The organism is Micromonospora sp. LZ34, from assembly GCF_052981855.1.
This window is the reverse complement of the sequence record NZ_JBRIQN010000004.1, coordinates 197606-221667: the sequence shown is the minus strand read 5'-3', so window position 1 is coordinate 221667 and position 24062 is coordinate 197606. Positions and strand designations below refer to the sequence as shown.

Below are 24062 nucleotides of genomic sequence, written 5' to 3'. Positions count from 1 at the left end.
ACGGCACGGCGAACCCCGATCACCACGGGACGGGTGACCGGGGTCTCCGGGGCGTTCAGCGGGTGGCGCTCGGGGTCGGGGTGGCGCTCGGGCTCACCGTCGGGCCAGGGCTCGGCGTGCCGGTGCCGCCCGGCGTGGGACCCGGCTCGCCGGTGGGTTCCGGCGTCGGGGTGGCCAGCGGGGGCAGGGTCGACCCCGGCGCCGGCCCGACCGGGGCACGCGGCGCGAAGGGCGCCTGATCGGGGCAGTACGGGTAGGTGCGCAGCAGCGGATTGCCGGTGCCGTGCGGGTCGCGCGCGTCCGGGCAGTCCGGGTAGCCGAGCCGGATCGGGTCGCCGTTCTGGTCGAAGAGGCGGGCGTTCTCCACCAGCCGCCCCTCGCTGTCGTAGACGAAGACGTCCCGCACCCGGTCGTACGGGTTCTGCACCGCGATCGGGTCGTAGCCGTAGTCGTGGTAGCCCGCCCGGTCCTCGGCGTTGACCAGCCCGGCCAGGGCGAAGACGACGAGCACCGCGCTGCCCGCGTGCACTGCCCAGCGGGGCCAGCGCCGCAGCCGCCCGGAGCGGTGGCCGAGCCAGATCGAGGCGAGCACGAAGCCGACCAGCATGACCAGGCCGGCGAGCAGCTCACCGCCGAACCGCGGCAGCAGGCCGAAGCTGCCGCCGGTGGAGATCACGGTGACCAGCATGGCGGCGAGGTAGCCGCGCAGCACCCACCAGGCCGGGCGGAGCAGCCGCAGGAACTCGCTCAACGTCGCGTAACCCAGCGGCGGGCCGAGCTGGGTGTCCAGCGCGCGCAGCTGGCGGCGGGCCCGGCCCACGGCGGCGGCCACCCGCTGGTCGAGGTTGCGCCCGGCGGTCGCCGGCGCGCCGGCCGCGGCCCGCAGCTCCGCCGCGTACTCCTCGGGCTGCCCCAACCGCTCGACCAGCGAGCCGTCGGCCTCGGCGGCCACCTCGGCGAGGTGCTCCGGCAGGTCCTCGGTCAGCTCGTCGCGGACCGCCGCCGGCAGGTCGGTCAGCGCGGCCCGGACCCGCGCGACGTAGTCCGCGATCTCCTGCTCCGTGACGGTCATTCCGCCATCCCCCGATCGTCGAGCAGCGTGTCCATGGTGGTGGCGAACGAGCGCCAGAGCTTGCCGGAGCGGGTGAGCTGGTCCCGGCCGGCGGCGTTGAGCGAGTAGTACTTGCGGTGCGGGCCGGATTCGCTGGGCACGACGTACGTCGTCAACAGGCCCGCGGTGAAGAGCCGGCGCAACGTGCCGTAGACGGAGGCGTCGCCGACCTCCTCCAGGCCGGCCTCGCGCAGCCGGCGGAGGATGTCGTAGCCGTATCCGTCCTCCTCGCGCAGCACGGCGAGGACCGCGAGATCCAGCACGCCCTTCAGCAGCTGTGTGGTGTCCACGCGTCGGACACTACTGTTTGATGCGTAGTACCGTCAACGAAACAGTAGCGTGTCGCGTCGGTGGCCGGCGCCGGACGGCCTGCGTAGGGTCGAACCATGTCCTGGAGCAGCTACGGATCGTTCCTGGTCTTCGCCCTGGTGCTGATCCTGATCCCCGGCCCGGATTTCGCCGTGGTCACCCGCAACACCCTGGCCTCCGGCCGGCGTCGCGGCGTGTGGAGCGCCGTCGGGGTGACCGGTTCCAACGCGGTGCAGGGCATCGCGGCGGCCGCCGGCCTCGGCGCGCTCGTCGTCCGCTCCCAGCCGCTGTTCGAGGCGATCCGCTGGGCCGGCGTGGCCTACCTGGCGTACCTCGGCGTGCAGGCCTGGCGCTCGGCGTGGGTCGGCCGGTATCCACCGCTGGCCGGCGACGCGGCCCCGCCCGGGCAGGCGCTGACCGGTTTCCGGCAGGGCTTCCTGTCGAACATCACCAACCCGAAGGTGCTCGCCTTCTACCTGGCCGTGCTGCCACAGTTCGTCGGCGGGTCGGCGCCGTTGACGGTGCTGGTCGCCTTCGCGCTCAGCCACGCGGTGCTCTCGCTGCTGTACCTGCTGGTGCTGGTCGGCGCATTGCACCGGGCCCGGCAGGTGCTCTCCCGGCGGCGGGTGCGCCGCTGGCTGGACGGGCTGACCGGGCTGGCCCTGCTCGGCTTCGGCGTCCGCCTCGCCACCGAACGCGCCTGACCGCCATCGGGCCGCACCACGAGGCGCTGTCGCTGGAGGCTCCCGGCGATGCCGTCCGGCGGCTGCGACAACGCCGTGGGAGGCATCAGATATAGAGCTTGCGGAGTTCGCGGGCGATGTCGGCGACGTCCGTCAGCGCGCCGCCGGCCACCGACATCACGAGAGCCTCGGCCTGATCGACGTCGACATCCTGGATCGCCACCTGGTTGAGGGCCAGAAAGACGCGAGCCGCCGCCCACGCGAGACGCTTGTTGCCGTCAATCAGGGCGTGGTTCATACAGACCGAGTGGAGCAGAGCGGCGGCCTTGCTCCAGAGGTCGGTGTAGGCCTCCTGGCCGAAGGCGACCGTCGCCGGGCGGACCACCGCCGAGGAGAGCAGACCGAAGTCACGGACCTGCGGCGTCTCACCCAACACGATCGAGGCGATCTCCACGAGATCGTCGACCTCGAGGTAGTTGGTCACTCCGCCAGCCGCCGCAGCAGTTCAGCATCGCGCTCGGCAACCTCCCGCGCGAGATCCCGCACCCGGGCCCGACGGCTGCGCGCCGAGACATACTCCTCCACCGCCACGACGATGGTGGCGTTCATCGACCGATGCTCCTGCTCGGCGAGCTGCTTGAGCCGCTCGTGCAGCCCGTCCGGAAGATTGACCGTGGTGACCATATGGAAATCATACCGCCTGTCACCAGCGCAATCCGCTAGCTCATAGACGCCTGCAGGCTCCAGGCGATGCCGTCGAGGATGTCGTGCTCGGAGGCGACCACCGAGGGCATCCCGGCCCGCTCCATGATCACCCGGAGCACCAGGGCGCCCGCGCCGATCACGTCGGCCCGGCCCGGGTGCATCACCGGGATCGCCAGCCGCTGCTCGCGGGTCTTGCCGAGCAGGTCGGCGGTCACCTCGGCGACCGCCTCGTACGACACCCGGGCGTGGTGGATGCGCGCCGGGTCGTACGCCTGGAGGCCCTGCGCGGTCGCGACCACGGTGGTGACCGACCCGGCGAGCCCGATCAGGGTGGCCGCCTGGCGGCCCGGCACCACCTCCAGCGCCCGGTCGACCGCGACCGCGATGTCGGCCTGCGCGGCGGTCACCTCGTCCGGGCTCGGCGGGTCGCCGTGCAGGTGCCGCTCGGTCATCCGGACGCAGCCGATGTCCATCGAGATGGCGGCCTCGACCCCGCCGGCGCGGGTGCCGACCACGAACTCGGTCGAGCCGCCGCCGATGTCGACGACCAGGTACGGCTCCTTGGCGTCGGTCGGCAGCCCGCGCACCGCGCCGGTGAAGGAGAGCCGGGCCTCCTCGTCGCCGGTCACCACCTCGGGGGCGACCCCGAGGGTCCGCTCCACCATGGTGCGGAAGTCCCCGGCGTTGGCGGCGTCCCGGGTGGCCGAGGTGGCGCACATCCGGACCCGCTCGGCGCCGAGCCGCTCGATCTCGGCCGCGTAGGAGGCGAGCGCGACCCGGGTGCGCTCGATCGCCTCCGGCGCCAGCCGACCGGTCTTGTCGACGCCCTGGCCGAGCCGGACGATCTCCATCCGCCGGCTGAGGTCGACCAGCGGCGCCTCCGGCCCGGCGTCCGGATCGGGCAGGTCGGCGACCAGCAGGCGGATCGAGTTGGTCCCGCAGTCGATGGCGGCCACGCGCGTCGTCACGGCAGCAACCCTACGGCAGTCCGCCGGGTTCGCCGGTCAGAGGCGCAGCAGCATGCGGGTGTTGCCGAGGGTGTTCGGCTTGACCCGCTCCAGGTCCAGGAACTCGGCGACACCCTCGTCGTAGGAGCGCAGCAGCTGCTCGTAGACCGGCTGCGGCACCGGGGCGCCGTCGATCGCGGTGAAGCCGAACGAGCCGAAGAACCGGGTCTCGAAGGTGAGCACGAAGATCCGGGCCACCCCGAGTTCCCGGGCGGCGTCGATCAGCTCCCCGACGATCCGGTGGCCGATCTTGCGACCCCGGCACGCCGGGTCGACGGCGACCGTCCGGATCTCGGCCAGGTCCTCCCACATCACGTGCAGCGCGCCGCAGCCGACCACCGCGTCGTCGGCGGCCCGGACCGCGACCCGGAACTCCTGCACGTCCTCGTAGAGCGTGACGGTGGCCTTGCTGAGCAGCCGCCGGTCGTCGGTGTAGGTGTCGACCAGCCGCCGGATGCCGCGTACGTCGCGGGTGCGGGCCCGGCGGACGACGATCTCGTCCGCGGCGGCCCGGCCCGGTCCGGCCTCCCCGGTCATCCGCCCGCCGGCACGTCCACGCACGGCCCCGCCGTCCACCAAGGCTCCACCAGCTCCAGCGTCTCGTCGCCGAACGGGTTCACCCCGGGCCCCGCGCCGAGCGCGTGCCCGAGGTGCACGTGCAGGCACTTCACCCGTCCCGGCATGCCGCCGGCGGAGATGCCGGCGATCTCGGGCACGTGGCCGATCGCCTCCCGGCGGGTGAGGTAGTCCTCGTGCGCGGCCCGGTAGCGGGCGGCCAGTTCCGGGTCGGTGTCGAGCCGGTCGGCCATGTCCTTCATCAGCCCGGCGGACTCCAGCCGGCTGCACGCGGCGGTCGCCCGGGGGCAGGTCAGGTAATAAAGCGTCGGGAAAGGCGTGCCGTCGGCCAGCCGGGGGGTCGTCTCCACCACGTCGGGCAGGCCGCAGGGGCAGCGGTGGGCCACCGCCCGGGTGCCCCGGGGCGGGCGGCCGAGCTGCGCGGCCACCGCGGCCAGGTCGGCCTCGGTGGCCGGTTCCCGCTGCGGCAGGGGTACGGAATCCGCCGCCGGCTCCTGCGGTGGTACGACAGTCACGGTGCCCATCTCTCGTTCGGTGCTGCGTTGCTGCTCACTTGTCGGGCTGCTCGCCGTTGGCGGCCTCCACGCTCGACCAGAGGGTGTCGTACCAGGGGTCGGGGGTGGCCGGGCCGGCCGGGTTGCCGCGACCCGCGTCCCGGGCGGCGCCCGCCGGGTCGTTGAGCAGGATCACGATCTTCTCGCCCGGTCGGGTCATGAAGAACCGCTCCCGGGCCTTGGTCTCGATGAACGCGTCGTCCTGCCACTTGGCCGCCTCGGCGGACAGGTCGGCGATCAGCTTCTCCTGCTTCGCCTGGGACGCCTCCATCCGCTCGATGTCGGCCTGCTGGTCCAGGTAGACCCGCACCGGGTAGGTGTAGGCCAGAGCGAGGGCGATCAGCACCGCGAAGAGCACGGTGGCCCGCCCGGTGAAGCGTCGGGGGTGGGGTGCGGTGAGCCGCTTGACCGTGCCACCGGCCGCCGTACGACGGGCGGCGGGCCGGTTCGCGGAGCGTACGCCCTCGGCGCCGCGGGCCGTGCCGGGCGCGCGGCCGGCGGCGGCGCGCGGGTCGGCGCGGACCCCGCCGTCGCGGACCGATCCCCGGGCGGCCCGGCTCCCGCCTGGCCGGCCGGGCTGACCCGGCCGGCGGACGGGACGCTGACCACCCGGTGTGCGGCGCTGCTGCATCGTCACACCCCTCCCCCGAGGCTTCGCGCGACTCAGGCGGAACGGTAGCGCGGGAAGGCGCCCGCCCCGGCGTACCGCGCCGCGTCGGCCAGTTCCTCCTCGATCCGCAGGAGCTGGTTGTACTTGGCCACCCGGTCCGAACGCGCCGGGGCACCGGTCTTGATCTGGCCGCAGCCGGTGGCCACGGCCAGGTCGGCGATGGTGGTGTCCTCGGTCTCGCCGGAGCGGTGGCTCATCATGCAGGTGAAGCCGGCCCGGTGCGCCAGGTCGACCGCGTCGAGGGTCTCGGTCAGCGAACCGATCTGGTTCACCTTGACCAGCACGGCGTTGGCAGCCTTCTCGGCGATGCCCCGGGCGATCCGCTGCGGGTTGGTGACGAACAGGTCGTCGCCGACGATCTGGATCCGGTCGCCGACCGACGCGGTCAGCGTCTGCCAGCCGCTCCAGTCGTCCTCGGACAGCGGGTCCTCGATCGACACGATCGGGTAGTCGCCGATGAGCTTGGTGTAGTAGTTGCTCATCTCCTCGGCGGTCTTCGTGGCGCCCTCGAAGGTGTAGGTGCCGTTGTCGAAGAACTCCGTCGCCGCCACGTCCAGCGCGAAGACGATGTCGGTGCCGAGCCGGTAGCCGGCCTTTTCCACCGCCTCGGCGATCAGGTCCAGCGCGGCCGAGTTGGTGGGCAGGTTCGGCGCGAAGCCGCCCTCGTCGCCGAGGCCGGTGGAGAGGTCCTTCTTCTTCAGCACGGACTTGAGCGCGTGGTAGACCTCCGCGCCGGAGCGCAGCGCCTCCCGGAAGCTGGGGGCGCCGATCGGGGCGATCATGAACTCCTGGATGTCGACGTTGGAGTCGGCGTGCGCCCCACCGTTGAGGATGTTCATCATCGGCACCGGCAGCAGGTGCGCGTTCGGGCCGCCCAGGTAGCGGAAGAGGCTCAGCTCGGCGCTGCCGGCGGCGGCCTTCGCCACCGCCAGGGACACCCCGAGGATGGCGTTCGCGCCCAACTCGGACTTGGTGTCGGTGCCGTCGATGTCGAGCATCTTCTGGTCGATCAGCCGCTGCTCGCTGGCCTCGTAGCCGATCAGCTCGTCGACGATCTTGTCCTCGACGTTGGAGACCGCCTTCTCCACGCCCTTGCCCTGGTAGCGGTCGGCGTCACCGTCGCGCAGCTCGAGCGCCTCGAAGGCGCCGGTGGAGGCGCCGGAGGGCACCGCGGCGCGGGCCACCGTGCCGTCGTCCAGGCCGACCTCGACCTCGACCGTCGGGTTGCCCCGCGAGTCGAGAATCTCCCGGGCGACGATTCCCTCGATGGTTGCCACTGAGTCGCTCCTCGTTTGTGTGGTTCCGGTGCGGTATGAGCCGCGACGGTGCGGCTGAGGCAGGTGTTGAACGCAGCGTATCGGGCGGGGCTCGGGCGCGGGCCGTGCGGTCACACGAGGACCCCTCCGATCGGGCGCAGCCCGGCCCGAAACCTGCCCCCGACGCCGGGTTACCCGGACATTCCCGGATTCTCGGGCCTCAACCGGCAACGGGTTTGCGTACCGTGGGACCGATCGAGGAGGCTGGGCGCCATGCCCGCCGCCTCGACCACCCTCCGAATGCTCGCCGTGTCGGTCATCGCGTCGCTCACCGTCACCGGCTGCCAGGCCCTCGACGACGCCGGCCGGGCGATCGGGCGAGCCGATCTGGTCAACGACCTCGCCGCCCGGCTGGACCGGGCACTGGAGCTGACCTACTCCGCCGACTACCAGCTTCCCGGCGGGCAGACCGCCAGCATCGCCCAGGCGCAGGAGCCGGCCCGCTCCGCGTACAGCTACCCGGGCGGCAAGCTGACCGTCACCGACGAGGCGACCACCCGCTGCGAGACCACCGGCGGCCGTACGATCTGCACCCTCGATGCGCCGCCCGCGCCGAACAGCAAGCCGTCGGTGGCCGTCTTCACCGAGGCCAAGCAGCGGGGCCTGGTCACCCCGCCGGTCGTGGTGGGGCTGCTCACCGCCGCCGCGCTCGACCCGGAGGCGGTGATCACGCAGAGCGACACCACCCTGGCCGGCCGGCACGCCACCTGCGTGGACGTGCGGCAGTCGGCCGGCAACTTCACCGCCTGTGTCACCACCGAGGGCGCGCTGGGCAGCTTCACCGGGCAGGTCGACGGCAAGCCGGTGGAGCTGGCACTGAGCCGCTACCGGGAGACCGTCGACGGGACGGCGTTCGACCTGCCGCCCGGCGCCGGCATCGTCGACCGCCGCTCGACCAGCTCATGACCGCGACGGCCGGCGCCGGCAGCCGGTTCGTGCCCGGGGCGGGGCAGGCCGGCCCGCCGGCCGCGGACGACCCGGCGCTGGTGGTGGCCGGCCGGAAACTGCTGGTCGGCGCGGACGGGCGGTTCCCCCGGATCGCCGACCTGCCCGCCGACACCGGCTGGGTGCCGCTCGGCACGCTCGACGGCACCCCGGTCTGGGTCACCGCCCGGTCCGCGGGCGACTACCCGGGTCGCTGGCTGAGCTGGCGGGCGCTCGCCGCCGAGGTGCCCGAACCACTGGCCGCGCTGGCCGGGCGGGCGCTGCAGGTGGCGACCTGGCGGCACGCCCACCGCTGGTGCGGCGCCTGCCGGGCCGAGCTGGCCGACGTGCCGGGCGAGTCGGCCCGGCGCTGCCCCGACTGCGGGCTGTACGTGCCGATGCAGCTCTCCCCGGCCGTGCTGGTGGCGATCACCCGGCCCGGGTCGGCCGGCCGCCCCGACGAACTGCTCCTGGTCCGCCACTCGTACGGGCCGACGGAGCTGTGGGCGCTGGTCGCCGGCTTCGTCGAGGCCGGCGAGACGCTGGAGGCGGCCGCGCACCGGGAGGTCGGCGAGGAGGTCGGGTTGACCCTCGACCGGCTGACCTACTTCGGCAGCCAGCCGTGGGCGATGTCCGGCCCCGGGGTGCTGCTCGCCGGCTTCACCGCCACCGCCGCCGACCCGGCCGCCGAGCCGGTGGTCGACGGGAAGGAACTGGTGCAGGCGCGCTGGTTCCCGCTGGACGCGCTGCCGGCGGAGCTGCCGCCGGCGTACTCCATCTCGCGCTGGCTGATCGACGCGGCGGTGACCGCCGCGCGCGGCTGATCCGAGCGGCGACGGCCGCACGGGCCGGGTCGGCCGTTCAGACGTCGAGCAGGGTGCGCAGGTGGCGCGGGGACGGGCAGTCGTGGGCCAGCATCGCGTCGTGCCAGTCGCGCACCGACACCCCGTCCGGCCGGGCCGCGGCGAGGTCGGCCACCTCGCTGTACCCCACGAAGTAGGTCGACAGCTGGGTGGAGGTGAGCAGCGCGCGCCGCCACTTGCCGGCGGCCTCGCCCTCCTCTTGGAAGCCACGCCCGGTCATCAGCGCCATCGCCTCGGCCTCGGTCATCTCCTCGCAGTGCACCAGCTGGTCGAGCAGCGCGTTGATGGTCATCCGCAGCTGCATCTTGAGCTGCTGCAACCGCACCGGCAGGCCACCGAAGCCGAGACCGGCCATCAGCTCCTCGGCGTAGACCGCCCAGCCCTCGATGAACGGGCCGGACCGGGCCACCGCCCGCACCCGGGTGCCGCCGGCGTAGCGGCGGGCGTGGGCGAGCTGGAGGAAGTGCCCGGGCATCGCCTCGTGCACGGTCAGGTTGCGGACCATGTGGTCGTTGTACTCGCGGTAGAACGACTCGACCCGGTGCGCCGGCCAGTCCGCCGGGGTCGGCGAGATGCAGTAGAAGGTCGGCACGTCCGCCGTCTCCAGCGGGCCGGGCGAGTCGCAGTAGGCGACCGCCACGCCCCGGGCGAACTCGGGCATCTCCTGGATCACGCACGGGTCGTCGACCAGGGTGACCAGGTCGTGCGCGCGGACGAAGTCGGTCGCCTCGTCCAGCGTCACGCCGGCCAGGTCCACGATGGAGTGGTTGTCCGGGTGCTCGGCGGCGAGCAGGTCCAGCGCCCGGCGTACCGTCTCGTCGTCGGCCGGGCCGCCGACCAGCTCGACCGCCGCCGCCCGGATCTCCTCGGTGACCCGGTCCAGGTTGGCCCAGGCCCGGCGCTGGATCTCGGCGGCGCCCAGCTCGGTGTCCAGGGTGTGCCAGAGCCGCGCCTCCCAGCGGCGGCGGCCCAGCCGCGGGTCCCGTCCGGGCCCGGCGTCCTCGGCCAGGCCGATGCGCAGCCAGGCGACGAACTCCTCCAGCGCCGCGATGGCCGCGGTGGCGGCGGGCTCGATCCGGTCGTACCGGGTGGGGGCTTGGGCAAGCAGCGCCGGCACCTCGTCGCGGATCAGCGCCGCCGTGCCGGTGAACTGCCCGACCGCCGTCTCGGCGTGGATCCGCGGCATGTCGCGCAGCGTCGCGCGCGCGGTCGCCAGCGCGTCCGGTACGGCGGCGAGCCGGCCGGCCAGGCTCTCCAGCCGGACCTCGACCGGGGCGTATGGGCGGGCGACCAGCGCGTGCAGCAGCGGGCCGGGGTTGTGCCGCAGCGGGTCCCACTCGTGCGTGCGGATCTCGGTCGCCTCGAACAGCGCCCGGTCGACCAGGGCGCTCAGCAGCGCGTGGTCGACCCGCTCCTCGGTCTCCAGCGCGTCCGGGTCGAGCTCGGAGAGGGCGTCCGCCGCCTCCCGGAGCATCGCCTGGTCGGCGGCGAGGGCGTCGGTGGAGAGGTCGGGCAGCCGGTCGTCGTAGCGGTGATCCCCCGCCGACGTGGCCAGCCCCGGCCGGCTCTCCAGCAACGCCTCGACGATCCGCTCCGCGAGCGCCCCAAACTCCTGCACCCCCGAACCCTACCCACCCACCCGGCCCGGCGCGTTGATCATGAAGTTGTCGTCACCCGCCACGGCGTGTCGCGACGACAACTTCATGATCAACCGGACTGGTCGGGGGTGGGGGGTTCGGTGGCGCGGATGGCCTGGGCGTAGGCGAGGGCGGTGCGGCGGAGGGCGGCCTCGGGGTCGAGGTTGGCCTCCCGGGCGGCGGCGACCGTGGCCAGCAGGCTGGCGCCGAGCCGCGCCTCGGGGTCCACCTGGGACTCGGCGAGCGGGGGCGGGACGGCCAGGCCGACCCGGGCGGCGCGCTCCAGGATCTTCGCGGCCAGCGCCAGCGCGGGCTGGCTGGGCGCCACCCCGTCCAGCACCGAGCCGCGCGGCTTCTCGGCCCGCTTGATCCGCTCCCAGTTCTCGGTGATCTCCTCCAGGGTGCCCGCCTCGGCGCCGGCGAAGACGTGCGGGTTGCGCCGGATCATCTTGTCGACCAGCCCGCCGGCCACGTCGTCGATGGTCCACCGCTCGCCCTCGGGCAGTTCCTCGGCGAGCCGGGCGTGCAGTACCACCTGGAGCAGCACGTCGCCCAGTTCCTCGCGGAGCGCGTCGGTGTCCCCGGCGCCGATCGCGTCGTACGCCTCGTAGCACTCCTCGAGCAGGAACCGGGCCAGGCTCTCGTGGGTCTGGGCCCGCTTCCACGGGTCGCCGCCGGGCGACGCCAGCCGGTCCATCACCGCGACCGCGTCGAGCAGCCGGGCCCCGGGCGGATCCCACGAGCCGTACATCAGCTCCAGCTCGGCCAGGCCCGGCTCGCGGGCCAGCCGCAGCCCCAGCTCCCGGGCCAGCGACTCGTCGCCGGTCGGCCCGGCCAGCCAGACCGCGGTGCCGCGTGCGGCGGCCGCGTCCAGCAGCGCCGTCGTCGCCGCGCTCTCGACCACGGTGACCTCGGCGCCCGCCGCGCGGACCGCCGTGGTCAGTTCGCTCTCCGCGCCGACCAGCACCGGGGCCTGTCGTACGACGTCCCAGGCGGCCGCGGTCAGCAACCCGGCCGGCAGCCGGGGCGAGGTGACCAGCAGGACGATCCGTGGCGCCATGCTCAGGAGAGGTCGATCACCGCGTCGGAGCCCGGCTCACCCAGCGGCACACTCACCGCGGCGACCTCGGCCGAGAAGTTGAGCAGCGGGACCTCCAGCGGGCGGTAGCGCGGGTTCACCGTGACATCGTGGCTCTCCACCGCCTCGGCCAGCGCCTTGCGGGTGGCCAGCGCGCCACGCAGCTGCTCGCCGTCGAGCTGACCGGCGGCCGCCTCGTCGGTCATGTCGGCCGGGATCGACCCGGCCTTGCGGCCCGCCGCGATCACGTCGGCCATCTCCTGCTCGGTCGGCGCGGCCGGCGCCGCGGCCGGCACGCCGGACAGGCAGGTGTAGAGCGTGGCCACCTGGCGCACGTACTCGGTGTCGGGAGAGAGGCCGGACTGCTCGGCGACCTGCTCCGGCGACACCTGCCCGCGCGGCTGGTAGTTCCGCTCGGCCGAGACCCGCTCGCACACCTCGGCGAGCACCAGCACGCTCGCCACCTGACCGCGCCGGGGCAGCTGCGGCCCCTGCGCCACGGGCTCGTTCCCCTCGGTGGGCTCCGCCCCCTCGGTGGGCTCCGCGGCGGGGCTCGGGCTCGGTGCCGGGTTCTTCGCCCGCGCGTCGTCCAGCACGGCGGTGACCGCATCCTCGGTGATGCGGTGGTCACCGACGTACGCGGCGACGCCGGGCTCGGCACGGCAACCGGAGAGGGCGACGAGGCCGACCGCCAGGCTGGCGACGGCGACAAGACGGCGAGCACGCATGGGGCTCACTCTCTCACGCCATCCCAGGTCGCTGTGACGCCCCCCACCTCCCCGAGCGGCCAGGTCGGTGGCCCACGTCTTCACCGCCGGCGCCTTCTCCTGGACCGCCAGCCCGGCAACTGACGACTCCAGCTTCGCCGGCCGGGCAGGGTGCCCCGCGGGCACCCTCCCCGGCCGTACCCGGGCTCGTCGGGTCAGGCGGTCGCGCCGGCCGGGACCGCCGGGGCCGGCTCGCCCAGGACGTCGGAGAGGAGCTGGGCGCACCACTGGAGCAGCGCCTGATCACGCAGCGGCTCGCCGCCGACCCGGCGGGTGCTCGGCCGGGGCACGCTGACCTGGTCCAGCGCGGACTTGTAGACCGCGTCCGGGTGGTAGCGCTTGAGCCGCAGCTGCTTGGAATCCGGCAGCGGCAGCGGGCCGAACCGGATGTGCTTGCCCTGCATCGAGACGTCGGTGAGGCCGTACCGGCGGGCCAGCAGCCGGAACCGGGCCACCGCGACCAGGTTCTGCACCGGCGCGGGCGGCTCGCCGTACCGGTCGGTCATCTCGGCGACCACCTCGCTCAGCCGCTCTTCGTCGCGGGCCTCGGCGAGCTTGCGGTACATCTCCAGGCGCAGCCGCTCCACACCGACGTAGTCGTGCGGCAGGTGCGCGTCGATCGGCAGGTCGATCTTGACGTCGACCTCCTCCTCCGGACGCTCGCCCTTGAACGCCTGCACCGCCTCGCCGACCATCCGCACGTACAGGTCGAAGCCGACCCCCTCGATGTGCCCGGACTGCTCGCCGCCGAGCAGGTTGCCGGCACCCCGGATCTCCAGGTCCTTCATCGCCACGTACATGCCGGCGCCCAGCTCGGTGTGCTGGGCGATGGTGGCCAGCCGCTCGTGGGCGTGCTCGGTGAGCGGCTTCTCCGGCGGGTAGAGGAAGTACGCGTACGCCCGCTCCCGGCCCCGGCCCACCCGGCCGCGGATCTGGTGCAGCTGGGCCAGGCCGAGCAGGTCTGCCCGCTCCACGATCAGTGTGTTGGCGTTCGGGATGTCGATGCCGGACTCCACGATCGTGGTGCAGACCAGCACGTCGAACTCCTTCTCCCAGAAGCCGACCATGACCTTCTCGAGCGCCTCCTCGCCCATCTGGCCGTGCGCCACCGCGACCCGCGCCTCGGGCACCAGCTCGCGGATCCGCCGCGCCGCCCGGTCGATCGACTCCACCCGGTTGTGCAGGTAGAAGACCTGCCCGTCGCGGAGCAGCTCGCGGTGGATGGAGGCGGCCACCTGCTTGTCGTCGTACGCCCCGACGAAGGTCAGCACCGGGTGCCGCTCCTCCGGCGGGGTGGCGATGGTGGACATCTCCCGGATGCCGGTGATCGCCATCTCCAGGGTGCGCGGGATCGGCGTGGCCGACATGCTCAGCACATCGACCGAGGCGCGCATGGACTTCAGGTGCTCCTTGTGCTCGACGCCGAAGCGCTGCTCCTCGTCGACGATCACCAGGCCGAGCTGCTTGAACCGGGTCGCCGCCTGGAGCAGCCGGTGGGTGCCGATGACGATGTCCGCCGTACCGTCGGCGGCCATCGCCAGGGTCTGCTCGGCCTCCTTCGGCGTCTGGAACCGGGACAGCTGCCGGATGGCCACCGGGAACTGGCTCATCCGCTCGGCGAAGGTGTTGTAGTGCTGCTGCACCAGCAGCGTGGTGGGCACCAGCACGGCCACCTGCTTGCCGTCCTGCACCGCCTTGAACGCCGCCCGGACCGCGATCTCGGTCTTGCCGTAGCCGACGTCGCCGCAGATCAGCCGGTCCATCGGGACCGACTGCTCCATGTCCCGCTTGACCTCCTCGATGGCGGCGAGCTGGTCGGGCGTCTCCTGCCAGGGGAAGGCGTCCTCCAGCTCCCGCTGCCACGGGCTGTCCGGGCCGAACGAGTGCCCCTTGGACGCCTTGCGGGCCGCGTAGAGCTGGATCAGCTGGGCGGCGATCTCGCGCACCGCCTTGCGGGCCCGCGCCTTGGACTTCTGCCAGTCCGAACCGCCCATCTTGTGCAGGGTGGGCTGCTCGCCGCCGACGTACCGGGAGAGCTGGTCGAGCTGGTCGGTGGGGACGAAGAGCCGGTCGCCGGGCTGGCCGCGCTTGCTCGGGGCGTACTCGATGACCAAGTATTCCCGGCTGGCGCCGTTGACCGTGCGCTGCACCAGTTCGAGGTAGCGGCCGATGCCGTGCTGCTCGTGCACCACGTGGTCGCCGGCCTTCAGCTCCAGCGGGTCGATGGTGTTGCGGCGGCGGCTCGGCATCCTGCGCATGTCGCGCGTCGAGGTGCCCCGCCCGCCGGTGACGTCGTTGCCGGTGAGCAGCACGAACCGGGACGCCTCGTCGACGAACCCGCTGGTCAGGCTGCCGCAGCTGACCAGCAGCTCGCCCGGGGCCGGGGCGGTCGGCACCTCCTCGACCAGGCGGGCCCCGAGACCGGCGTCGCGGAGCACCTCGACCGCCCGCTGGGCGGGACCGTGGCCCTCGAAGACCAGCGCCATCGACCAGCCCTCGCCGGCCCAGCGCTTCAGGTCGTCGACCACCCGGACGGTCTCGCCGTGGTAGAGCGGGGCCGGCTGGGCGGCCAGGGTCACCGAGATCGCGTCGTCCGGGGTGACCGCAACCTCTTCCGGCTCGTCCTCCCACGGCTGGCGCGCCGGGGCGGCGGCCGCCTCGGCCAGGCCGAACGGTGAGAGCGTCCACCACGGCTGGCGCAGCGCCGCCGCGGCGGCGCGTACGTCGGCCAGGGTGCGGAAGGCGGCGGCGCCGAGGTCGACCGGGGCCTGGCCACCGGTGGCGGCCGCGGCCCAGCTGGCCTGGAGGAACTCCTCGGAGGTACGCACCAGGTCGTGCGCCCGGGTACGGATCCGCTCCGGGTCGCAGAGGATCACGTGGGTGCCGGCCGGCATGGTGTCCAGCAGCAGCTCCAGGCTCTCGTCGCCGAGCAGCGCCGGGACCAGCGACTCCATCCCCTCGACCGGGATGCCCTCGGCGAGCTTGTCGAGGATCTCGGCCAGCTCCGGGTGCCGCTGGGCCAGGGCGGCGGCCCGCTCGCGTACCGCCGGGGTGAGCAGCAGCTCGCGGCAGGGCGGCGCCCAGAGCCCGGCGACCTGCTCGATGGTGCGCTGGTCGGCGACGGCGAAGGTGCGGATCTCCTCCACCTCGTCGCCCCAGAACTCGACCCGGGAGGGGTGCTCGTCGGTGGGCGGGAAGACGTCCAGGATGCCGCCGCGCACCGCGAACTCGCCGCGCTTGGTGACCAGGTCGACCCGGGCGTACGCCATGTCGGTGAGCCGGCGCGCGACGTCCTCCAGGTCGGCCTCGTCGCCGGCCGCGAGCTGCACCGGAACCAGGTCGCCGAGGCCCTTGAGCTGCGGCTGGAGCAGCGACCGGACCGGGGCGACGACCACCCGCAGCGGGCCGGTGCGCCCGTGCGCGTCGGCCGCGTCGGGGTGGGCGAGCCGGCGCAGCACGGCCAGCCGACGCCCGACGGTGTCGGATCGGGGCGAGAGCCGCTCGTGCGGCAGCGTCTCCCAGGACGGGAAGACCGCCACCTGCTCCGGCGGCAGCAGGCTGCCCAGCGCCGAGGCCAGGTCGTCGGCCTCCCGGCTGGTGGCCGTCACGGCCAGCACCGGCCGGCCGGCTCCCCCGCCGGCCCCGTCGGCGTCCGCCGCGACGGCGGCGACCGCGAACGGGCGCAGCGCCGCCGGGGCGGTGATGTCGAGCCCGTCGACCTGGGCGGCACCGGAGCGCGCCAGGTCACGCGCCCGGGCCAGCCCGGGGTCGGCCAGGGCGGCGGAGAACAGACCGGTGAGCATGTGATCACTTCCAGGGGAGTCGGCACGCGTGGACGGGCACACGACAGATGCCCCTCGTCCGGCCGGACGGGGGGTGCACGACTGCCAGCCTATCCCCGCCGGCCGACACCCCACCCCCTTCCCGCACCGCAGCCTCGGGAACTGAGCACGCGGGCCACCCCACGCCCCGCCGCCCCACGTCCAGAGCGCGCGGGCGGCGGGCGATCTTGACGGGTGCTGCGAGGTCATGATCGGGTCTTGGAATGACGGAGCAGTGGCGGGCGCAGTTCGACGCGGAGGTGAGCTTCGCCAACGGCGGCGGGCTGCGGACAGAGGGATTCCGGCTGGACATCCCCGGCCGGGAGATCAGCGACGGGGACCTGGGCGCGCTCCTGGTCCGGCATCTCGGCCTGCTGATGGTCGCCGAGGTCCGGATCAGCAACAAGACGATCATCCAGGAGCCGCACAAGGGCGGTCGCGGCGTGGCCGCCGCCGAGCCGGGTGCCGGTGCGGGTGCGCCCGGCGCCGGGCGGCGGCTGGTCGAGCTGAGCCACGTGATCAGCGACGGGATGGTCACCCTGCCCGGCTGGCCGGCGCCGCGGATCGGTGACTGGCTGACCTTCGCGGCGTCCCGGGCGAACTACGCGCCGGGCACCGAGTTCCGGGTGGCCCGGATCGAGATGATCGCCAACACCGGCACCTACCTGGACACTCCCGCGCACCGCTGGTCCGACGGCGCCGACCTGTCCGGCATGCCACTGGACCGCCTCGCCGACCTGCCCGGCATCGTGGTCCGGCTGCCCGCCGGCACTCGGGCGATCGATCGGCTGATGCTGGCCCCGTACGACGTGGCCGGGCGCGCGGTGCTGCTGCACACCGGTTGGGACGCGCACTTCGGCACCGACCGGTACGGCGCGCCGGAGGCACCCCACCTGACGGGGGACGCCGCACGGGCACTGGCTGACGCGGGCGTGGCGCTGGTCGGCATCGACTCGATCAACATCGACGACATAAGCCCGGCGGCCGGCGGCGAACGCCCCGCCCACAGCACCCTGCTGGCCGCCGGCATCCCGATCGTGGAACACCTCACCGGCCTGGCTGAGCTGCCCCCGGAGGGCTTCCGGTTCACCGCCGCCCCGCCGCGGGTCGCCGGCATGGGCACCTTCCCGGTGCGCGCCTTCGCCCTCGTCGACGCCTGACCCGCGCCCCGCACGCACGCGTCCCGACACGGTCGACAACTTCGGGGAAGCTGCTGCCTCCCGCCGTGCCGAGCCAGCAACTTCCCGATAGTGCGCGGATCTTGAGGCCGGGCCCAGCTCGCCGAGCCGGCGGGTCGGGTCGGGCCCGTCGATCTCAGTAGCGGACCGAGATGCGGCGGTCGACGGCGTCGACGCGGATCTCGCCGCCGTACGGGACGATCAGTTGCGGGTCGGTGTGGCCCAGGTCGACGTCGAAGACCAGCACCGCGTCCGGGGCGTACTCGGCGAACGCCCGGGTCACCGCCGCCCGCTGCTCCGCGGCGTACACCTGGCGCTGCTCGGGCGAGAGCGGCCGCTCGAAGTCCCACGCCTTGGCCCGCCCGACCACGGCCGCCGGGAAGGTGGCCAGCAGCCCGCGCTCACCGAGGTTGCGCAGGATCCGGTAGACCTCGGTGGCCGACGGCAGCTCCTCCGAGGTCTCCACCAGGAAGATCGACCCGGCGAGCTGCTCGACCGGCGCGACCCGGTCGGCGGCGAGCAGCCAGTTCAGCACCTCGAGGTTGCCGCCCCAGGTACGTCCCTCGACCACCCGGCGGGGCCCCTGCCAGGTCCAACCGGTGCCCGGGAACATCAACGGCTCGACCGCCAACGTGGCCGGGTCCCGCCAGTCGTTGGGCTGGTCGCCCCACTCCGTGGCCGGTGCCAGCTCGTACCAGCCGGAGGTGAACAGGGCGGCGCGAAGCGAGTCGACGGTCAGCGGGTGCGGCGAGCCGGGCCGGCCGAGGTGCACCAGCACGGACCCGCCGTGATAGCCGACGATGCCCAGCCGGTGCAGGTGGTTGAGCACGTTGGTGTTGTCCGAGTAGCCGAAGTACGGCTTCGGGTTGGCCCGCAGCACCGCGTCGTCCAGGTGCGCGGTGACCGTGATCAGGTCCTCGCCGCCCACGGTGGCCAGCACGGCGTTGATCGACGGGTCGGCGAAGGCGGCGGTGAGATCCCGGGCCCGGTCGCGCGGGTCGGCGCCCATCACCCGGGTGGTCGGATACTCCACCGGTTCCAGGCCGAACTCCTCGCGCAGCCGGCGCAGCCCCAGCTCGTACACCTCGGGGAAGAGACCCGGCAGGCCGGCGGAGGGCGAGACGACCGCGACCCGGTCGCCGGGTCGGGGCTTGGGGGGATAGCTCAGCGACGTCATGATCGAACGCTAACTGGCTGGTCGAGCGGTTTCCGGCCGGCGAAGACGCAGGAATCCGGCAAAAACCGCCTTAGGCTGAGGTTCGGACCCCCTCCTTCCCGCCGGGGCCACGCGGATACGATCCAGGGAGTCGGACAGCGCTGTCCTTCGTACTCGCGTAAGGAGCGCACCGTGACCGACCAGCACGACCACGACGGCCCCGACGCCGCCCTGCGGGCCGACATCCGCCGCCTCGGCACCCTGCTCGGCCAGACCCTGGCCCGCCAGGAGGGCCGCCCGCTGCTCGACCTGGTCGAGGAGATCCGCGCGCTGGTCCGCTCCGACGCCCCCACCGCCGCCCGGCGGCTCGGTGGCCTGGACGTCACCACCGGCACCAAGCTGGCCCGAGCCTTCTCCACCTACTTCCACCTGGCCAACATCACCGAGCAGGTGCACCGGGCCCGCGACCTGCGGCGCCGCCGGGCGATCCAGGGCGGCTGGCTGGACCAGGCGGCCAAGATGATCGCCGAGCGCGGGGTGCCGGCGGAGGAGATCGCCTCGGTGGCCCGCCGGCTCGCGGTCCGGCCGGTGTTCACCGCGCACCCGACGGAGGCGGCCCGCCGGTCGATCCTGTCGAAGCTGCGGGCCATCGCCGACGAGCTGGACGCCGAGACCGCGAACGCGATCCTCTACGGGGCCAGCGACGAGGGACCGGCCAACCGCCGGCTGGCCGAGCTGCTCGACCTGATGTGGCAGACCGACGAGCTGCGGCTGGACCGGCCGGACCCAACCGACGAGGCCCGCAACGCCATCTACTACCTGCGCGACCTGTACGCCGAGGCCGCCCCGCAGGTGCTCGACGACCTCGCCGACACGCTGCGCACCCTCGGCGTGGAGACCTCGCCGACGGCCCGGCCGTTGACCTTCGGCACCTGGATCGGCGGCGACCGGGACGGCAACCCGTTCGTCACCCCGACGGTGACCCGCGACGTGCTGACCATCCAGCACGAGCACGGCATCGAGGCCACCGAGAAGGCGATGGACCACCTGATCAACGAGGTGTCCGTCTCCCGCCGGCTGCGCGGGGTGTCGCTGGACCTCTCCGCCAGCCTCGCCACCGACCTGGACGCGCTGCCCGAGGTGGCGCCGCGGTTCCGCCGGGTCAACGCCGAGGAGCCCTACCGGCTCAAGGCCCGCTGCGTGAAGGCCAAGCTGGCCAACACCCGGCAGCGGCTGCGGCAGGGCACCGCGCACGTACCCGGCCGGGACTACCGCGGCTCCGCCGAGCTGATCGCCGACCTGGAGCTGCTGCGCGCCTCGCTGGCCCGCAACTCCGGTCAGCTCACCGCGGTGGGCCGGCTCGCCTCCACGATCCGCACCGTCTCCGCGTTCGGGCTGCACCTGGCGACCATGGACGTGCGCGAGCACGCCGAGGCGCACCACGCGGTGCTGGCCCAGCTCTACGCGGCCGTCGGCGAGGTCTCCGACTACCCGTCGCTGACCCGGCTGGAACGCACCAAGCTGCTCGCCGACGAGCTGGCCGGCCGCCGGCCGCTGTCCACCCTGGACACCCCGCTCACCGAGGCGACGCGCAAGACGTTCGACGTGTTCGGCACCATCCGCGAGGCACAGGACCGGTTCGGCAACGAGGTCATCGAGTCGTACATCATCTCGATGACCCTCGGCGTGGACGACGTGCTCGCCGCGGTGGTGCTGGCCCGCGAGGCCGGCCTGGTCGACGTGCACAGCGGCCGGGCCCGGATCGGCTTCGTCCCGCTGCTGGAGACCCCGGCCGAGCTGAACTCCGGCGGCGACCTGCTCGACGAGCTGCTCTCACTGCCGGCCTACCGCGCGCTGGTCGCCGCCCGCGGTGACGTGCAGGAGGTCATGCTCGGCTACTCCGACTCCAACAAGGAGGCGGGCATCACCACCAGCCAGTGGTCGATCCACCGGGCCCAGCGCGCGCTGCGCGACGTGGCCGCCCGGCACGGCGTGCATCTGCGGCTCTTCCACGGCCGAGGCGGCACGGTGGGTCGCGGCGGCGGGCCGACGCACGAGGCCATCCTGGCCCAGCCGTACGGCACCCTGGACGGCGCGATCAAGGTCACCGAGCAGGGTGAGGTCATCTCCGACAAGTACACGCTGCCCTCGCTGGCTCGGGAGAACCTGGAGCTGACCCTGGCCGCCGTGTTGCAGGCGACGCTGCTGCACACCGCCCCGCGCCAGCCCGCCGAGCTGCTGGAACGCTGGGACGCGACGATGGAGCTCGTCTCCGAGGCGGCGTTCCGGTCGTACCGGTCGCTGGTCGAGGACCCGGACCTGCCGGCGTACTTCTGGGCGTCGACGCCGACCGAGCTGCTCGGCGCGCTGAACATCGGCTCCCGCCCGGCGAAGCGCCCGAACACCGGGGCCGGGCTGGCCGGGCTGCGCGCCATCCCGTGGGTGTTCGGCTGGACGCAGACCCGGCAGATCGTCCCCGGCTGGTTCGGGGTCGGCTCCGGGCTGGCCGCGGCCCGGGCCGCCGGCCGGGCGGACGTGCTGGCCGAGATGCACCGCAACTGGCACTTCTTCCGCACGTTCCTGTCCAACGTGGAGATGATGCTGACCAAGACCGACCTCAGCATCGCCCGCCGGTACGTCGAGACACTGGTGCCGAAGAAGCTGCACCCGATCTTCCACCAGATCGAGCAGGAGTACGAGTTGACCCGGCAGGAGGTGCTGGCGGTGACCGGCTCCCCCGCGCTGCTGGACAGCTCGCCGGTGCTCCAACGCACCCTCGCCGTGCGGGACACCTACCTGGAGCCGCTGCACCACCTCCAGGTGGCGCTGCTGCGGCAGTACCGCGACTCCGGCGCCGCCGGCCGGGCGGTGGCCACCGCCCCGGGTGGCCGGCGCGCGCCGAGCGACGGCACCGCGCTGGAGCGCGCCCTGCTCACCACGGTCAACGGCATCGCCGCCGGCATGCGCAACACGGGCTGAGCCCTCGCCGACCAGGCGTGCCCGCGAGCCTGATACCTGAGAGTCGTACATATGCCTCCCAGGTATCAGGCTCGTCCTGAATGTGGTCCGCCGGCCGCACGAGACCGCCGCCGGCGCAACCGCGAAGCCGCCGCCGCGCATGCACGGTCCGGGCGCAAGCACGGTCCGGCAGCTCAGCCGGTAGGCGACCGCAGGCTCAGAAGTCGCCGCCGCCGAAATCTCCACCGCCGAAGTCACCACCGAAGTCACCGCCGCCGACGTCACCGGCCTGGTCGGCACCGACGTCGCCACCGACGTCGCCGCCCTGATCGCCGTAGTCGGTGCCGTCGGCGTAGCCCTCCTGGTAGCCCGCCTCGTAGCCGTAGCCCGGATCGGCGAAGGCCGGCGAAAAGAGCGCGTCGGCGATCAGCAGGCCGCCGAGCACGCCGGCGCCGGCGCCCAGCGCCGTCTTCCACCACGGGGTGGAGTACCAGCCCGCCGGCACTGGCCGGCCCTCGAACCGCCCGCCGGGGTAGTAGTAGGGCGTGTCCCGGCCCGGCTGCGGGCCCGCCTTGAACGTCTGCCCCTGCACGTCGACCTGGCGCTCCTTGGTGAGCTGGCCGGCGCCCTCCGCGGCGGCCAACGGGGGCAGCTCCGGGCCGGGGTCGATGCCGAGCGCCACCCGGGCCGCCCGCGCGTACGCGAGCCCCTCCAGCGCGGTCTCCCGGGCCAGCCGGTACTGCTGGACGGTGCTGGCCTGCTCCAGCTGCCCGCCGGCGGCGTTGTAGCGCTCGCCGGCGTCGACCAGCGCCTGGCGGACCGCCGGGTCGTCACCGTGCAGGTTCATCACCTGGCCGCCGAGCCGCTCGTACCACCGCTGGGCGTCGGCGCGCACGTCGGCCAGGTCCCGCGCCTGCCGGGCCGCGGTCTCCCGCCGCCACCACAGGAACGCCCCCAGCAGCAACGCCACCAGGATCACCACCAGCAGAAGTTCCATGGCACGAAGGTACCCGCGCCGGTTGAGTCGTACTCGTCTGGCAAGCTCCGGTGGTGGACTTCTCGACGCTGGCCGTGGTGGTCGTCTGCCTCGCCACCGGCGGCGCCCTGGGCTGGCTCGCCGCCCGGTCCCGCGCCGCCGCCGAGATCGCCCGGCTGGACGCCACGCTGCGCGCCACCCGCGAGGGCGAGGGCCGGCTGGAGCAGTCGATGCGGGCGTTGAGCTACGAGGCCACCGCCCAGTCCCAGGAGGCGGTCGCCCGGGCGGTGGCGCCGCTGCACGACACGCTGCGCCGCTACGAACAGCGGGTCGCCGAGCTGGAGCGCGACCGCGTCGACGCCTACGCCGAGCTGCGCGAGCAGGTCCGCGCGATGAGCACCGTCTCCGGCGAGCTGCGCACCGAGACCAAGCAGCTGGTGGCGGCGCTGCGGGCGCCCCAGGTGCGCGGCCGCTGGGGCGAGCACCAGTTGCGCCGGATCGTCGAGGCGGCCGGCCTGCTCGAGCACTGCGACTTCGCCGAGCAGGTCACCGCCGCCACCGACCACCAGGGGGTCCGCCCCGACCTGGTGGTCCGGCTGCACGGCGGCCGGTCCGTGGTGGTGGACGCCAAGGCGCCCTTCGACGCCTACCTGACCGCGATGGAGGCGCGCGACGAGCGCGGTCGCGACACCCACCTCGACGCGCACGCCAAGCACCTGCGGGGGCACGTCGACGCGCTGGCCGCCAAGTCCTACTGGGCGGCGTTCGACAGCACCCCCGAGTTCGTGGTGCTCTTCGTGCCGGCCGACCCGTTCCTCGACGTGGCCCTGCAGCGCGACCCGACGCTGCTGGAGCACGCGTTCGCCCGCAACGTGGTGCTGGCCACCCCGGCCACCCTGGTCGCGCTGCTGCGTACGGTCGCCTACTCGTGGCGGCAGGAGGCACTGGCCCGCAACGCGGTGGCGGTGCACTCGCTGGCCCGCGAGCTCTACGGTCGGCTGTCCACACTGGGCGACCACGTCGGCAAGCTCGGCGCCTCGCTGAGCGGCGCGGTCACCGCGTACAACCGGGCGGTGGGGTCGCTGGAGGCGCGGGTGCTGGTCAGCGCGCGCAAGCTCGCCGAGCTGGGGGTCTCCGACCAGGAGCTGACCGCGCCGGCGCAGATCGAGCTGGCGCCCCGGCAGCCCCAGGCGCCGGAGCTGCTCGACGGCCCCGACGCCGAGGTTCCCCCGCGCCGCGCCCCGCTGGACTGACCGGCCCGGTCAGCCGCGACGGGCGGATTCGACCACGAAGGGGACGCCCTGCTGGCAGGTGGTCATCATGCCGGGCTGGGCGCGGCCGGTGACGGTCACCTTCGCGCCGGCGGTGAGCACGTCGCGCGGGCCGCCGATTAGCAGGTAGCCGTCGAGCAGCACGCAGTTGGGCTCCACCCCGGCGGTGACCGTGCCGGTCAGCGTGGTGTCACCGGCCGGCGGCGGCTTGGTCGGCCCGCCCGGGCGGGTGGTGCCGAGGGGCGGCGGGTCGGGCACCGTCGGGTCGACCGGGTCGTCCGGGACCCGGGTGCTCGGCGACCCGCTGGGGCTCGCCGGATCCGGCTGGGGTGGGCTGGTCACCGGCTGCGCTCCCGTCGGGGTTGGGGTGGGGGCGCCGTCGCCGCCGTCCTGGCCGCCGCAGGCGCTCAGCGCCGCGCAGATGACCAGCGCGGAGAGGGCGAGCCGAAAGGTCCTCATACCCGTATCGGACGCACCGGCGCCGGCCGTCGTTCCCGGGCCG

The 24062-nt window shown here is 73.8% G+C and carries 22 protein-coding genes; 6 read left to right on the top strand and 16 right to left on the bottom strand.

All coding sequences use genetic code 11. The features are described from left to right. Window positions 1-55 precede the first annotated feature (55 nt). Complete coding sequence (locus ACVCAH_RS07175) at window positions 56-1072, bottom strand: HAAS signaling domain-containing protein (RefSeq protein ID WP_447135243.1); 1017 nt, start codon at window positions 1070-1072, stop codon at window positions 56-58. After that, window positions 1069-1401, bottom strand: coding sequence for a PadR family transcriptional regulator (locus ACVCAH_RS07170; RefSeq protein ID WP_447135242.1), 333 nt, complete (start codon window positions 1399-1401; stop codon window positions 1069-1071). The genes ACVCAH_RS07175 and ACVCAH_RS07170 overlap by 4 nt, the downstream gene beginning before the upstream one ends. Before the next feature lie 96 nt (window positions 1402-1497). Here ACVCAH_RS07170 and ACVCAH_RS07165 point away from each other — a divergent pair, with 96 nt between their 5' ends. Next, complete coding sequence (locus tag ACVCAH_RS07165; RefSeq protein WP_447135241.1) at window positions 1498-2124, top strand: LysE family translocator; 627 nt, start codon at window positions 1498-1500, stop codon at window positions 2122-2124. Between the two features lie 85 nt (window positions 2125-2209). On the opposite strand, the gene ACVCAH_RS07160 is transcribed toward ACVCAH_RS07165, so the two are convergent. Genes ACVCAH_RS07160 through eno form a run of 7 tightly spaced genes read right to left on the bottom strand, consistent with a single transcriptional unit; the run spans window position 2210 to window position 6892 of the window. Beyond that, window positions 2210-2587, bottom strand: a complete 378-nt coding sequence (locus ACVCAH_RS07160) for a type II toxin-antitoxin system death-on-curing family toxin (RefSeq protein WP_447135240.1) — start codon at window positions 2585-2587, stop codon at window positions 2210-2212. Further along, entirely contained in the window at window positions 2584-2787 is a 204-nt protein-coding gene (locus ACVCAH_RS07155) for a ribbon-helix-helix domain-containing protein (RefSeq protein ID WP_447135239.1), read from the bottom strand. The genes ACVCAH_RS07160 and ACVCAH_RS07155 overlap by 4 nt, the downstream gene beginning before the upstream one ends. A gap of 35 nt (window positions 2788-2822) precedes the next feature. Next, window positions 2823-3764: a Ppx/GppA phosphatase family protein gene (locus tag ACVCAH_RS07150; protein WP_447135344.1), complete on the bottom strand. Its 942-nt coding sequence runs from the start codon at window positions 3762-3764 to the stop codon at window positions 2823-2825. A 48-nt stretch (window positions 3765-3812) separates the two neighbouring features. Next, on the bottom strand, window positions 3813-4352 hold the full coding sequence (locus ACVCAH_RS07145) for an amino-acid N-acetyltransferase (protein ID WP_447135343.1): 540 nt from the start codon (window positions 4350-4352) through the stop codon (window positions 3813-3815). Continuing rightward, a complete protein-coding gene (locus tag ACVCAH_RS07140) occupies window positions 4349-4906 on the bottom strand; it encodes a DUF501 domain-containing protein (RefSeq protein ID WP_447135238.1) in 558 nt (185 codons plus the stop codon). The genes ACVCAH_RS07145 and ACVCAH_RS07140 overlap by 4 nt, the downstream gene beginning before the upstream one ends. 34 nt (window positions 4907-4940) lie before the next feature. After that, a complete protein-coding gene (locus ACVCAH_RS07135; protein ID WP_447135342.1) occupies window positions 4941-5576 on the bottom strand; it encodes an FtsB family cell division protein in 636 nt (211 codons plus the stop codon). A 32-nt stretch (window positions 5577-5608) separates the two neighbouring features. Next, window positions 5609-6892, bottom strand: coding sequence for a phosphopyruvate hydratase (gene eno / locus ACVCAH_RS07130; RefSeq protein WP_447135237.1), 1284 nt, complete (start codon window positions 6890-6892; stop codon window positions 5609-5611). Window positions 6893-7144: 252 nt separating this feature from the next. Here eno and ACVCAH_RS07125 point away from each other — a divergent pair, with 252 nt between their 5' ends. Both ACVCAH_RS07125 and nudC read left to right on the top strand, forming a co-directional pair. Further along, window positions 7145-7837, top strand: coding sequence for a hypothetical protein (locus ACVCAH_RS07125; RefSeq protein ID WP_447135236.1), 693 nt, complete (start codon window positions 7145-7147; stop codon window positions 7835-7837). After that, window positions 7834-8679, top strand: coding sequence for an NAD(+) diphosphatase (gene nudC, locus ACVCAH_RS07120; protein WP_447135235.1), 846 nt, complete (start codon window positions 7834-7836; stop codon window positions 8677-8679). The genes ACVCAH_RS07125 and nudC overlap by 4 nt, the downstream gene beginning before the upstream one ends. 37 nt (window positions 8680-8716) lie before the next feature. Here nudC and ACVCAH_RS07115 read toward each other — a convergent pair whose 3' ends face one another. The 4 genes from ACVCAH_RS07115 to mfd all read right to left on the bottom strand — a co-directional run bounded on the left by ACVCAH_RS07115 (window position 8717) and on the right by mfd (window position 16003). Then, on the bottom strand, window positions 8717-10336 hold the full coding sequence (locus ACVCAH_RS07115; protein ID WP_447135234.1) for a DUF885 domain-containing protein: 1620 nt from the start codon (window positions 10334-10336) through the stop codon (window positions 8717-8719). An 89-nt stretch (window positions 10337-10425) separates the two neighbouring features. Then, on the bottom strand, window positions 10426-11415 hold the full coding sequence (locus ACVCAH_RS07110; RefSeq protein ID WP_447135233.1) for a nucleoside triphosphate pyrophosphohydrolase: 990 nt from the start codon (window positions 11413-11415) through the stop codon (window positions 10426-10428). A gap of 2 nt (window positions 11416-11417) precedes the next feature. Beyond that, on the bottom strand, window positions 11418-12161 hold the full coding sequence (locus tag ACVCAH_RS07105; protein WP_447135232.1) for a hypothetical protein: 744 nt from the start codon (window positions 12159-12161) through the stop codon (window positions 11418-11420). Window positions 12162-12355: 194 nt separating this feature from the next. Then, on the bottom strand, window positions 12356-16003 hold the full coding sequence (gene mfd, locus ACVCAH_RS07100; RefSeq protein ID WP_447135231.1) for a transcription-repair coupling factor: 3648 nt from the start codon (window positions 16001-16003) through the stop codon (window positions 12356-12358). Between the two features lie 242 nt (window positions 16004-16245). On the opposite strand from mfd, the gene ACVCAH_RS07095 reads away from it, so the two are divergent. Continuing rightward, window positions 16246-17181, top strand: coding sequence for a cyclase family protein (locus tag ACVCAH_RS07095; RefSeq protein ID WP_447135230.1), 936 nt, complete (start codon window positions 16246-16248; stop codon window positions 17179-17181). Between the two features lie 154 nt (window positions 17182-17335). Here the strand turns inward: ACVCAH_RS07095 and ACVCAH_RS07090 are convergent, their stop codons facing one another. Beyond that, on the bottom strand, window positions 17336-18376 hold the full coding sequence (locus ACVCAH_RS07090) for a S66 family peptidase (RefSeq protein ID WP_447135229.1): 1041 nt from the start codon (window positions 18374-18376) through the stop codon (window positions 17336-17338). Window positions 18377-18547: 171 nt separating this feature from the next. Between ACVCAH_RS07090 and ppc the strand changes: the two genes are divergently transcribed. Next, window positions 18548-21334 (top strand): phosphoenolpyruvate carboxylase, encoded by a 2787-nt coding sequence (ppc, locus tag ACVCAH_RS07085; RefSeq protein WP_447135228.1) that lies wholly within the window; start codon window positions 18548-18550, stop codon window positions 21332-21334. 196 nt (window positions 21335-21530) lie between these two features. Here ppc and ACVCAH_RS07080 read toward each other — a convergent pair whose 3' ends face one another. Continuing rightward, window positions 21531-22310, bottom strand: coding sequence for a hypothetical protein (locus ACVCAH_RS07080; protein WP_447135227.1), 780 nt, complete (start codon window positions 22308-22310; stop codon window positions 21531-21533). A gap of 53 nt (window positions 22311-22363) precedes the next feature. Here ACVCAH_RS07080 and ACVCAH_RS07075 point away from each other — a divergent pair, with 53 nt between their 5' ends. Next, entirely contained in the window at window positions 22364-23542 is a 1179-nt protein-coding gene (locus tag ACVCAH_RS07075; RefSeq protein ID WP_447135226.1) for a DNA recombination protein RmuC, read from the top strand. 9 nt (window positions 23543-23551) lie between these two features. Here the strand turns inward: ACVCAH_RS07075 and ACVCAH_RS07070 are convergent, their stop codons facing one another. After that, on the bottom strand, window positions 23552-24019 hold the full coding sequence (locus tag ACVCAH_RS07070; RefSeq protein ID WP_447135225.1) for a hypothetical protein: 468 nt from the start codon (window positions 24017-24019) through the stop codon (window positions 23552-23554). Window positions 24020-24062 lie beyond the last annotated feature (43 nt).

Coding starts and splice junctions, on each gene's coding strand:
- ACVCAH_RS07155 (WP_447135239.1), bottom strand. CDS start 2,787: ATGGTCACCACGGTCAATCTTCCGGACGGGCTGCACGAGCGGCTCAAG.
- ACVCAH_RS07080 (WP_447135227.1), bottom strand. CDS start 22,310: ATGGAACTTCTGCTGGTGGTGATCCTGGTGGCGTTGCTGCTGGGGGCG.
- ACVCAH_RS07070 (WP_447135225.1), bottom strand. CDS start 24,019: ATGAGGACCTTTCGGCTCGCCCTCTCCGCGCTGGTCATCTGCGCGGCG.
- ACVCAH_RS07095 (WP_447135230.1), top strand. CDS start 16,246: ATGACGGAGCAGTGGCGGGCGCAGTTCGACGCGGAGGTGAGCTTCGCC.
- ACVCAH_RS07175 (WP_447135243.1), bottom strand. CDS start 1,072: ATGACCGTCACGGAGCAGGAGATCGCGGACTACGTCGCGCGGGTCCGG.
- ACVCAH_RS07165 (WP_447135241.1), top strand. CDS start 1,498: ATGTCCTGGAGCAGCTACGGATCGTTCCTGGTCTTCGCCCTGGTGCTG.
- ACVCAH_RS07125 (WP_447135236.1), top strand. CDS start 7,145: ATGCCCGCCGCCTCGACCACCCTCCGAATGCTCGCCGTGTCGGTCATC.
- ACVCAH_RS07110 (WP_447135233.1), bottom strand. CDS start 11,415: ATGGCGCCACGGATCGTCCTGCTGGTCACCTCGCCCCGGCTGCCGGCC.
- nudC (WP_447135235.1), top strand. CDS start 7,834: ATGACCGCGACGGCCGGCGCCGGCAGCCGGTTCGTGCCCGGGGCGGGG.
- ACVCAH_RS07105 (WP_447135232.1), bottom strand. CDS start 12,161: ATGCGTGCTCGCCGTCTTGTCGCCGTCGCCAGCCTGGCGGTCGGCCTC.
- ACVCAH_RS07090 (WP_447135229.1), bottom strand. CDS start 18,376: ATGACGTCGCTGAGCTATCCCCCCAAGCCCCGACCCGGCGACCGGGTC.
- ACVCAH_RS07145 (WP_447135343.1), bottom strand. CDS start 4,352: ATGACCGGGGAGGCCGGACCGGGCCGGGCCGCCGCGGACGAGATCGTC.
- ACVCAH_RS07135 (WP_447135342.1), bottom strand. CDS start 5,576: ATGCAGCAGCGCCGCACACCGGGTGGTCAGCGTCCCGTCCGCCGGCCG.
- mfd (WP_447135231.1), bottom strand. CDS start 16,003: ATGCTCACCGGTCTGTTCTCCGCCGCCCTGGCCGACCCCGGGCTGGCC.